Consider the following 11389-nt stretch of genomic DNA (forward strand, 5'->3'; position numbering starts at 1 on the left):
TTAGCGGGTAATGGCGTAAACCTCGCCATTTTTTGCCTGCACGATAAGTTTATCGCCGGCAACAATAGGAGCACCCAGCAGCCCGGCGCTATCCACTTTTTGCTGAGCGACTAACCGGCCATCATCGGTGTTGATCCAATGCAGGTAGCCTTCCGAGTCGCCGGTGACTATGTAGCCATTATACAGCACCGGCGAGGTCAGGTTACGGTGCAGCAGCTCGCTCTGACGCAAAAGGATGACGCCGCCCTGGGTGTCCACCGCAATAACGCGGTCATTTTGATCCACCAGGTAAATCCGGCCGCCGTCCACCAGCAGATTGGTTACCGAACCGATTTCCCGCGACCACATCACCTGGCCGGAGCGCAGATCCAGCGCCGCAAGGTTGCCGTTGTAGGCCAGGGCGTACACGACGCCGTTAACCACGACCGGCGTGGTCTGCACATCGTTGATGCGGGCAATTTCGGTGGCGCCGCTCGGCTGCGAGATGCGCTGCTGCCAAATCAGCTGGCCCTGATTGATCATGACCGCACTGACCCGGCCGTTATCACCGCCCACGATCGCGGCGCCAAACGCCGTGGTCGGCGAGGATTCGCCGCGCAGCGTCAGTGGCGGCACATCAAGGTTGACGGTCCATTTTACCGCGCCGTCGGCCTCATTAAGCGCCTGTAGCATGCCGTTGCTGGTATGGATCAGCACCACGCCATCGCTGACCACCGGCGTGGACAGGGCCTCACCGGCGACCGTCGCTTCCCAGGCGACGCTGCCGTCTTCGGCGTCTAGCGCGTAAACCTTGGCCAGCTCGCTGCCCACGTACACCCGGGAGCCCGCCGCCGCTACGCCGCCGGAAAGCTGTGCCGGGCGATTGCGCGAGAAGAAACCGGTATGGATGGAAAGGTTGGTCGACCAAATCTCTTTGCCGCTGTCCGCATCCAGCGCTTTCACCACGCCACGGCGATCCGCCGCGAAGACGCGGGCATCCAGCCAGGCGGGATGCAAGTTGGAATAGAATTCGCCGGAACCGCTACCGACCGAACGGCTCCATACCGTCGTTGGTTGGAATTGATTGTCCACTTTGGGCAGCGGCGACATGGTAACTACGTCTTCATCGCCGCTGAACCACGCGCACCCGCTGAGCAGGGTGACCGATAACAGTCCTACAAACATCGTCTTACGCAATTGCATGGGGTCCCTCTCAGCTGGACAGATTATTCAGTTTCATACGCACCAGCGCCTGTAGCGCCTGCGGCGCGCCGGACTGCAGCGCTTTTTCATAAGCGGCGCGCGCGGCCTGCTGATCGCCTTTGATCACCTGCGCATCGCCACGGGTATCCTCTGCCAGCGCCGTCCATCCCTGCTCCTTCACGCCGTCGAGGGTTTTCAACGCTCCATCCACGTTTTTCTGCTGCAGTTGCACGCGCGCCAGCCGCAAATTAATAAGCGATTGCAGATTGGCCTCGCGGGTCTGGCCGAGCGCTTTTTGCAACTGCTTCTCCGCGGCCGTGAAATCGCCCCGCTCTGCGAACTGCCGCGCCAACCCCATCGAGGTCAGCGCGCCATAGTTATTGTCGTTGGCGTCGGCAAAATGCTGCGCGGCGTCCAGCTGCGTCTGGGCCGCCTGGCCGCTGAGACCGGCGTTCACCGGCTGCCAGGCGCTTGATGCCGCCATCATGGCGTCGTTATGGTGATTATGCCAGTAACGCCAGCCCACCAGAGCGCCAACGCCGAGCACGACGCCTATCGCCAGCGCCTTGCCGTTGTCGACAAAAAAGCGGCGCCGCGCATCGCGCTGTTTGTTATCAGTGCTGTAGACTTCCACGGTGCCCTTCTCCTTAACCTAAAATCGATGCCAGCCGCGCGGCGACATCGCTCTGCGCCAGCGTTTCCTGGTTACCCGTGGCCAGATCCTTCACCAATACCTGCCCCACTGCCGCTTCGCTTTCTCCCAGAACTAGCGCGACGCGGGCACCGTGCTTATCGGCACGGCTAAATTGCTTTTTGAAGCTGCCGCCGCCGTAGTTGGTCATCAGCCGCAGGGAAGGCATCGCGTCACGCAGCTGCTCCGCCAGCCGCAGTGCCTCACGCTGCACGCCGTCCCCGGCCGCCACCAAATAAGCGTCGATACGCGCTGCTGCGGCGAAATCCGGGTTGACCGCCTGCACCAGCAGCACCAGCCGCTCCAGCCCCATGGCGAAACCCACGGCGGGGGTGGCGCGCCCGCCCAGCTGTTCCACCAGACCATCGTAGCGGCCGCCGCCGCAAACGGTGCCCTGCGACCCCAAACGGGTGGTGACCCACTCGAACACCGTCCGGTTATAATAATCCAACCCGCGCACCAAACGCGGATTAACCGTATATGGGATGCCGGCCAGGTCTAAAAGTTCACACAGACCGGAAAAGTGGGCCTGGGAATCGTCATCGAGATAATCGGTCAGAACCGGTGCGTCGTTGAGCAGCGCCTGAATATCGGGGTTTTTCGTGTCCAAAACCCGCATCGGATTGGTGTGCATGCGACGGCGGCAATCTTCATCCAGACGGTCTTCATGCTGGCGCAAAAACGCCACCAGCGCCTCGCGGTAGCGCGCGCGCGCTTCCAGCGAACCGATGGAGTTCAGCTCCAGCGCCACATGCTCGTGGATACCCAGCGCACGCCACCAGCGGGCGGTGAGCAGAATAAGCTCGGCGTCAACGTCCGGGCCCTGCTGACCAAATACCTCGGCGCCCATCTGGTGAAACTGACGGTAGCGGCCTTTCTGTGGACGCTCGTAGCGGAACATCGGCCCCACATACCACAACCGCTGTTCCTGATTGTACAGCAAGCCGTGTTCAATCCCGGCGCGCACGCAGCCGGCGGTGCCTTCAGGACGCAAGGTGAGTCTGTCGCCGTTGCGATCGGCAAAGCTGTACATCTCTTTTTCCACCACATCGGTAACTTCACCGATAGCCCGCTGGAATAACGGGGTCTGCTCGACGATCGGCAAGCGGATTTCACTGTAGCCGTAACTGGCCAGCACGTCTTTGAGTGTCCCTTCCACGCGCTGCCAGAATGCCGTCTCTTCCGGCAAATAGTCGTTCATGCCGCGAATGGCCTGGATGTTCTTTGCCATGTCGAATCTCTACCTGTGTTATTTTTCTATCAGATTGACCGTGATGCGATTATTCTCGTCCAGCATCGCCGCTTTCGCGCGAATACGGGCCTCTAATTGGTCGATCATCAGCTCGTTATCGAAACGCTCGCGCTGGCGAACGCCGTCTTCGTAGTAGCCGCTTTTGTTATGGCCGCCGGTCACACCCAGCTTGGACACCAGCGCTTCGCCGGGACCATTCACCACACAGCCGATGATGGAGACATCCATTGGCGTGACGATGTCCTCCAGCCGCTGCTCCAGGGCATTGACGGTGCCGATAACATCAAACTCCTGACGCGAACACGTCGGGCAGGCGATGAAGTTGATGCCGCGGGCGCGAATACGCAGCGATTTTAAAATGTCGAAACCGACCTTCACTTCCTCTACCGGATCCGCCGCCAGCGAGATGCGCAGCGTATCGCCGATGCCTTCGCTTAATAGCAGGCCAAGACCGATGGCCGATTTCACCGCCCCGCCGCGGGCGCCGCCGGCCTCGGTAATACCCAGATGCAGCGGCTGATCGATACGCGAGGCCAAAAGGCGGTAGGATTGCACCGCCAGGAACACATCGGAGGCTTTCACGCTGACCTTGAACGTATCGAAATTGAGCCGGTCAAGGATATCCACATGGCGCATGGCCGATTCCAACAGGGCCTCCGGCGTAGGTTCGCCATACTTTTCCTGCAGATCGCGCTCAAGGGAGCCGGCGTTAACGCCGATGCGAATCGGGATGTTGTTATCGCGCGCGCAGTCCACCACCGAACGGATACGCCCCTCGTTGCCGATGTTGCCGGGATTGATACGTAAACAGTCAACGCCGTATTCGGCGACTTTCAGCGCGATGCGATAGTCAAAATGGATATCCGCGACCAGCGGAACAGCAACCTGCTGTTTGATGAGTTTGAACGCTTCGGCGGCGTCCATAGTGGGCACCGATACGCGTACGATATCAACGCCGACGCGTTCCAGCGCCTGTATCTGCTGCACCGTTGCCGCGACATCTGTGGTACGGGTGTTGGTCATTGACTGCACCGCGATGGGGACGCCGTCACCTACCGGCACCTTGCCGACGTAAATACGTTTCGATTTTCGACGGGTTATGGGTGCGGAATTATGCATTGATCTTTCTCCAACCTTGCCGACTGGCTTTACTCTTTACTGGGCGGCCACGGTCAGTCGCGCAACCTGATTTGACCGGATGAACCGGCTCAGATCCACCGGCTTGCCCTGATACTGAACCTGCACTGCGGCAGGGGCGCCGATTTTTAATTTGTACGGCGCCTGGCCGGTGAGATTCAGCCTGCCGCCGCTATGCTGTGTACCGCTAAACAGTTTTTTGCCGCCGGCATCGAACACCTCCAGCCAGCAGTCGCCGGTAAAATTCATCACCAGCGCATTGCCGTCGGCGTCAGCGGCGCTGGTCTCCGGGGCGGCGGGCGCTGTCGGTGCGGCCGCGCCTTGCGGCGCGGAGGGGCTGACCACCGCCGGCGCCGCGCTGGCGGGTGATGAAGACGGCGCCGCAGCCGGCGCACCGGCATCCGCGTCGGCCGGTTGATCCGCCGGCGGCTGGCCGACGTCGTCCGCGCCGTCGCCAAGCGGTACCGACGTGGCATCATCCCCCCGCGATAACTGGGCGGAGGATTGATCGGCCATGTTGGCGATATCCTGCTGCTGGGCCTGATGATTTTGCCACCACCAGGCGCCCGTCAGACCGATCACCACAAACAGGATAAGCCAGGTGAAGCCCATCAGCCAGCCGTCGCGTTTCTTGCGGGTCTTGCCCAGCGAGAAGCTCTGCATCGGCGCCACCTTCGAGGCCTTTATCGACGCCTGCTTGGCCATCATCGGCGTCAATTCTTCTTCAGATATATGCACCAGGCGCGCATAAGAGCGAATATAGCCGCGCAGGAACGTCGAGGCGAGATTGGGATTGACGTGATCGTCTTCGATATCCCGCACGGTGGACACCTTCAGACACAGCCGCTCGGCCACCGCCTGCTGGCTTAGTCCCATATTTTCGCGGGCTTGACGCAGGCGTCCGCCCGTGGTGGTTGATGCTTGATCTTGCAGGGCTTCAGTATTCATTAGCTAAGAATTGCTGGTACTGTTCGGATTGTGGAAAACTTCGCGCAAGCCGTGTGCCATAACGTTGCACGTCATTCGGCCGGTTGGCTAACGCAGCGAAACGAATCTGTAACCATAAGCTTTCGGCGCTGGCCGGAAGCACATGTTGGTAAATATCCAATAGCCGCTGCGCTCGGTCCGCGCGACCCGCCGTTAATTGCCGGTTCGCTTCAGACACTAGCGCCACGCCTTTTTCAGGATCATACTTCAGCGCCCGCGAGAGCAAGGTACGCGCCTGTGCATCGTCCCCTGATTTGAAAAAACAGTAGCCGGCGCTCTCCAGACTATCGGCCACCTCGCCGTAATCCGCCGATTGCGCAGCAGCGGCAAACTGCTGTTGCGCCGGTACATACTGCCCTAAACGACATAAAAACGCACCGTAATTATTCAGAACTTCACTGTTTTGCGGCGCCAGTTTCATGGCCAGGCGATAGCGGTTCTCTGCGGCGGCGGTTTCGCCGATCCGCTGCTCGTACTGCGCCATACCGAGCTTGGTCCGGTAATCGTCGGGCGCGGCTTTCACCGCCATCGACAGATTCTGCCGGGCGGCATCCAGATTACCCGCCGCCAAATAGGCCATCCCCAGTTGCAAGCGGGTGGGAGCGGATTGCGGCGTCGCCTGCGGTAACGGCGCGTCGCCTTGCGCCTGCCGGCTATCGCCGGCGCAACCGCCCAAAAAAGCGATGATAACTGCCATTCCACCCATCCGAATCAGCTTCATGCCGGTGCCCGTTTCATTTGCGCTATTTCCATTAACTAACGTGGGTCAAAGGCCAGCGCCAACGCTTGCCATCAAACCGCCTTCACCTCAATTGATTCGCCGTTCATACGTTTACGCAGGGTACGCTCGGTACGGTCGATCACCTCGCCCGCCAGCTGTCCACAGGCGGCATCGATATCGTCGCCGCGCGTTTTACGCACGATGGTTGTGAATCCGTAGCCCATCAGCACCTTGGCGAAGCGGTCCACCCGGCTATTGGAACTGCGACCGTAAGGGGCGCCGGGGAACGGGTTCCAGGGAATAAGGTTAATCTTGCACGGCGTATCTTTTAAACATTCCGCCAGTTGATGCGCGTGCTCGGTCCCGTCGTTGATGTGATCGAGCATCACGTACTCAACCGTCACCCGGCCTTGATTGGCGTTGGACTTGTCAAGATAACGGCGCACCGCCGACAGGAAAGTCTCGATATTGTATTTGCGGTTAATCGGCACAATTTCGTCGCGAATGGTATCGTTCGGCGCATGGAGCGAAATCGCCAGCGCCACGTCTATCATGTCGCCGAGCTTCTCCAGAGCCGGCACGACGCCGGAGGTGGACAGCGTGACGCGCCGCTTGGACAACCCGAAGCCGAAATCGTCCAGCATAATCTCCATTGCCGGCACCACGTTGGTGAGATTGAGCAGCGGCTCGCCCATGCCCATCATCACCACATTGGTGATGGGACGCTGGCCGGTGACCTTGGCGGCGCCGATGATCTTCGCCGCGCGCCACACCTGGCCGATAATTTCCGACACCCGCAGATTACGGTTGAACCCCTGCTGCGCTGTGGAGCAGAAAGTACATTGCAGCACGCAGCCAACCTGGGAGGAGACGCACAGCGTCGCGCGGTCATCCTCGGGGATGTAGACCGTCTCTACCTGCTGGTCGCCCACCTTGATGGCCCATTTGATGGTGCCGTCGGCGGAGCGCTGCTCCTCGGCGACTTCCGGCGCGCGGATTTCCGCCAGCGCTTTCAGCCTGGCGCGCAGATGTTTGTTGATGTCCGTCATCTGATCGAAATCATCGCAGCAATAGTGATACATCCATTTCATCACCTGATCGGCACGGAAGGGTTTTTCCCCCAGCGATGAGAAAAACTCGCGCAGCTGCTGGCGGTTCATATCAAGCAGGTTCAATTTCTGCTGGGCTGCAGGCGCAGGGAAAGCGGACGCTGCTGCCGCCGCGGGTGAAAGTTCAGACAAAACTTGTTCAGACATCATTTTATTGCAGGCCTCGTTATTACACGTTATGGCGCGAAATACATAAAGAAATGCCCCGGCCGAGTGCGGATTACCACCTCATCCGGGGCGCATTGGACACTGATTTTAGCGCAGAGCTGCCTGGCTTAAAAGGTGAAGCAGGCATTTTTTCTCTGTTGTGCGGCGACGATTAGCGAATACGGGGGCAAACTTCGCCATCGGCAAAGAAATAAGCAATTTCGCGCGCGGAAGATTCAGCGGAATCCGAACCGTGTACCGCGTTCTCGCTAAAGCTGTCGGCGTAATCGGCGCGCAGGGTGCCGGCCAGGGCATTGGCCGGGTTGGTGGCGCCCATGATTTCACGATTGCGGCGCACGGCGTCCTCGCCTTCCAGCACCTGCACCAGGATGGGGCCGGAGATCATAAAATCCACCAGGCTGTCGAAGAAAGGTTTGCCTTTATGTTCGGCATAGAAGCCTTCCGCCTGCTCACGGGTCAGTTGGAGCATTTTAGCGCCAACCACGGTAAGTCCGGTGCTTTCAAAACGCTGGATAATGGCACCGATGACGTTTTTGGCCACGGCGTTCGGCTTAATAATGGAAAAGGTGCGTTCAATGGTCATAAGAACCTCTCGGTGGTTTTTGTTATGGTCGCGCTAATTCGCTGTTACGCCGGCCGGTGCAAGTGGCGCAGATTATAGGGGCGCGCGCAGCGCTCCGCTACCTTTAAAAATAACATTTTATTAAAAAAACGACGCCGCGCCGAGGGCGAAAACCCTGCGCCGCCCCGGGAGCCGTTCATTTGCGCGCCCTGACCCAACCGCAGCCACCCCGGCTTGTAGCCAACGACAAAAAAACCGACAATGCCTGTTATGCGATGGCGCCGGCACAATGCCAGGCGCACGCCGAGACGGAGCCTATGATGACCCAATCGTTATTCGTTACCCAAGCCTGGCGCTGCAGCAACATCTCGCTGATCCCCAGGTACGTATTCTGGACGCGCGCATGCTGCCGCCCGGTTATCAGGGGCCACGCGAGAGTGTTGCGGAGTTTCGCGCCGGTCATCTGCCCGGTGCGGTATTTTTTGATATCGAGGCCCTGTCCGATAGCGCCTCTCCGCTGCCCCATATGCTAACCTCCCCGGCGCAGTTTGCCCGCGATATGGGTGCGCTCGGCGTTAGCGACACACACCACTGCGTCATTTACGACGATGGTTCACTGTTTTCTGCCCCGCGCGCCTGGTGGATGCTGCAAACCAGCGGCGTCCGGCAGGTGTCGCTGCTGGCGGGAGGGCTGGACGGTTGGCGGCGTGCCGGCCTGCCGCTGGAGGAGTGGCAACCGACCCCCGCGCCGCAAACCTTTACCCCGCGCATCTCGGCCAATCGGGTGCGTTCACTCGACGACATCCGCCGTATCAGCACCGACCAATCGGCGCAAATTGTCGATGCCCGGCCCGCCGCGCGCTTTCGCGGCGAGGCGCCGGAGCCCCGCCCCGGCATGCTGCGCGGTCATATTCCCGGCAGCCTGAATTTACCCTGGAATCAGTTGGTGCAAGACGGGCATCTAAAGCCCCTACCGGCGCTGGCAGAACAACTACGCCAGGCGGGCATTGACCCAGAGCGGCCCATCGTTGCCAGCTGCGGCTGCGGCGTTACCGCGGCGGTGGCGGTGCTGGCTCTCACGGAGCTGGGCGCACAGAACATCAGCCTGTATGACTGCTCATGGAGTGAATGTGGCGCGCGCAGCGATACACCCATCGCCGACGCCAAATAACGCTCGGTGGCATAGCGGTTCAAGCCTCAGGCTGCACGTTGGTGTATTTGACCGCGCAGCGCCAGGCGAACCGCAGCGACAGTGGCACTACTCCTGCGCCAATGCCCTTCATTGGCGTAAAGAGATTGTCTTGACCCTCTCGGCGTCTGGGAAAGGTATCTAGGAGTGAACATCGCCTTTAACCGACCGTAGCCAGCTGCCCCAGCGCCGTTCGTAAAACGGGGTAATGTGATGGAGGAAATAATGGCTGATGCCTGCCTCGCCCTCCTCCACCAGGCAAATATCCACCGGCAGCTCGTACGGCGCGGTATCGGTCGCCACCTGCCACGTGGCCTGAATGGCCTCCTCGGCATCGCTGTCGCACTCCAGACCGATTAGCCAGTGCGGCTCTTGCTCCGCATCGTCCCGCACCTGTACCAGGAAGGCCCGCCGCACTTGCTTATATTGCGTGAATAAAGCGGTCAGCGATTCCACCATTTGTACCGGCATGTCTTCAGGCTGGCTGAGGGTCATTCGCGTTTCCCCTTCCATAACCTGCCGTTCTGTCAACGCGTCACCGTCGTTGCTCAAGAGGGCCGCCACTTCATCGGGCGCGAAAGACTTGCCGTAAGGCAGCTTGGGATTGAGAAACAGCTCGGCGCCGGCAGTCATGGCAAACAACGTACGCACCGGCAGCGCGACGAAAGGCTGGGGAGCCGTCACCGCCCTTTCCAGCGCGGCCACCGAAGTAAAAAAGGGGATGGCGGAGCTGCCATCCTGCTTTTCCCAATGCTGCAACGTGACAGGCGATGCGCCGTCGTCGCGCGCGGCGCCGGCTATCCAATCATCGCCGGCTTCACCAGGCACATACACCGTCGCCGTCAGCAACAGTTTAAAAAAGCTGGGCGATAAGCCGGCTCGCCAGCGACGCGCTGCAGCGCCTGCTCCAGCGCGTTATCTTGTGAGGACGTCATACTTTGCAATTCCAGACGCCGCCTGCGCGGGCGTCATGTCAAACGATTGGTCAGTCCGCGCGCGGGCTGTTACGGGCATCTTTGCTATAGTCGCATCGACGGGCATCGGCATCAGTCTTGCGCCCGGGCCAGCAGCAGATTGGCCAGCGTGCGTACGCCCAGCCCGGTCGCGCCGGCGGACCACTGATCCACCGCGCCTTTACGGTAGGTGGCGGAGCAGTCGATATGCAGCCAGCCCTGACGATAATTTTCCACGAAATGAGATAAGAACGCCGCGGCGGTGCTGGCGCCCGCGCTGTGCGCGCCGCCCGCCACATTGCTCATGTCGGCAAAATTGGACGGCAGATGCTGACGGTGGAACTCCGCCAGCGGCAGACGCCAGAAGGGTTCATTCTCTTCACTGGCGCTTTGCATCAGCGTCGCCACCAGAGCATCATCGAAGCTGAACAACGCATGATAATCATTGCCCAGCGCGGTTTTCGCGGCGCCGGTCAGGGTGGCGCAATCGATAATCAGCTGCGGCTTGGCCGCACTGGCGTCAATAAGCCCGTCCGCCAATACCAGGCGGCCTTCCGCGTCGGTGTTCATCACTTCCACCGACTTGCCATTGCGATAACGGATGATATCACCCAATTTGAAGGCATTGCCGCTCACCATATTGTCGGCACAGCACAGAATCAGCCGCACCCGTTGGTTCAGGCCGCGGCTGATGGCGAGCGCCAGCGCGCCGGTCAGCGTAACGGCGCCGCCCATATCGGACTTCATGGAATCCATGAAACTGCTACCCTTCAGGCTGTAACCGCCGGTATCGAAGGTTATCCCTTTACCCACCAGACACGCCAGCACCGGCGCCTGTGCGTCGCCGCCAGGATTGTAGTCCAACGTCAGCAATACCGGCTGGCGATCGGAGCCGCGGCCAACGGTATGCAACCCCATATACTGGTTATCAAACAGGTCGTCGGCTTTCGTGATGCGGTAGCTGATGGCATCTTCAGCCACGGCAGACATGATATCCACCGCGCGCTGCGCCAGTTGTTCCGGGCCGAGCTCTTCCGCCGGAGTATTGATAGTGTGACGCACCCAGTCAACGATTTGCAGCCGGTTTTCCAGCTCCTTGCGCGCCGCCTCGGGCAGCGTCGGCCATGTCACGTGGCGCTCGCCTTTAGGCGCGCGATAGCCTTGCCAGAACGCCCAGCAGCTCGCCAGATCCCACGCGTCTCCCACCAGCGCGACACGCTTTATCCCTTGCCCGTCAATTTTGCGTCCCGCGCGCTGGATGGCGCTTAACGCGTCATCACCGGTTAAATGGATGGTCATTCCACGCTCATCGGCGCTCAATAATGCTTTTTCACCCCAGCGCGCCTCGGCGGGCGCGGTGGAAAGCGTGAGCTGCATCGCTTCGGTCATCATGAGACTGCTCCAATAATTTAGGGTAGTAATGCCGTCTATACGTATC

General features: G+C 60.2%; 9 protein-coding genes and 2 pseudogenes. 1 reads left to right on the forward strand and 10 read right to left on the reverse strand.

Translation table 11 applies throughout. The features are described 5' to 3' along the window. From bamB to ndk, 8 genes are all read right to left on the reverse strand, one after another. On the reverse strand, positions 1-1182 hold the full coding sequence (bamB, locus tag JZM24_RS06455; protein WP_215669081.1) for an outer membrane protein assembly factor BamB: 1182 nt from the start codon (positions 1180-1182) through the stop codon (positions 1-3). A gap of 10 nt (positions 1183-1192) precedes the next feature. Next, on the reverse strand, positions 1193-1816 hold the full coding sequence (locus JZM24_RS06460) for a YfgM family protein (RefSeq protein ID WP_215669082.1): 624 nt from the start codon (positions 1814-1816) through the stop codon (positions 1193-1195). Positions 1817-1829: 13 nt separating this feature from the next. Next, positions 1830-3104 (reverse strand): histidine--tRNA ligase, encoded by a 1275-nt coding sequence (hisS, locus tag JZM24_RS06465; protein WP_215669083.1) that lies wholly within the window; start codon positions 3102-3104, stop codon positions 1830-1832. 18 nt (positions 3105-3122) lie between these two features. Next, complete coding sequence (gene ispG / locus JZM24_RS06470; RefSeq protein WP_215669084.1) at positions 3123-4244, reverse strand: flavodoxin-dependent (E)-4-hydroxy-3-methylbut-2-enyl-diphosphate synthase; 1122 nt, start codon at positions 4242-4244, stop codon at positions 3123-3125. A gap of 36 nt (positions 4245-4280) precedes the next feature. Next, on the reverse strand, positions 4281-5210 hold the full coding sequence (rodZ, locus tag JZM24_RS06475) for a cytoskeleton protein RodZ (RefSeq protein ID WP_215669085.1): 930 nt from the start codon (positions 5208-5210) through the stop codon (positions 4281-4283). After that, positions 5200-5970, reverse strand: coding sequence for a type IV pilus biogenesis/stability protein PilW (gene pilW, locus JZM24_RS06480; RefSeq protein ID WP_215669086.1), 771 nt, complete (start codon positions 5968-5970; stop codon positions 5200-5202). Before pilW ends, rodZ begins: the two co-directional genes overlap by 11 nt. A gap of 71 nt (positions 5971-6041) precedes the next feature. Beyond that, positions 6042-7226 carry a dual-specificity RNA methyltransferase RlmN gene (rlmN, locus tag JZM24_RS06485; RefSeq protein WP_246579901.1) on the reverse strand — a complete coding sequence of 395 codons (1185 nt, stop codon included), beginning with the start codon at positions 7224-7226 and terminating at the stop codon, positions 6042-6044. A gap of 172 nt (positions 7227-7398) precedes the next feature. Then, entirely contained in the window at positions 7399-7830 is a 432-nt protein-coding gene (gene ndk, locus JZM24_RS06490; protein WP_215669087.1) for a nucleoside-diphosphate kinase, read from the reverse strand. Positions 7831-8129: 299 nt separating this feature from the next. Here ndk and sseA point away from each other — a divergent pair. Then, positions 8130-8980, forward strand: a pseudogene (gene sseA, locus JZM24_RS06495) (3-mercaptopyruvate sulfurtransferase). 159 nt (positions 8981-9139) lie between these two features. Here sseA and sseB read toward each other — a convergent pair. After that, positions 9140-9933, reverse strand: a pseudogene (sseB, locus tag JZM24_RS06500) (enhanced serine sensitivity protein SseB). A gap of 111 nt (positions 9934-10044) precedes the next feature. Beyond that, complete coding sequence (gene pepB / locus JZM24_RS06505) at positions 10045-11343, reverse strand: aminopeptidase PepB (RefSeq protein WP_215669088.1); 1299 nt, start codon at positions 11341-11343, stop codon at positions 10045-10047. Positions 11344-11389 lie beyond the last annotated feature (46 nt).

This window comes from Candidatus Sodalis endolongispinus, assembly GCF_018777395.1.
In the GTDB taxonomy this organism is placed as follows: Bacteria; Pseudomonadota; Gammaproteobacteria; order Enterobacterales; family Enterobacteriaceae; genus Sodalis_B; species Sodalis_B endolongispinus.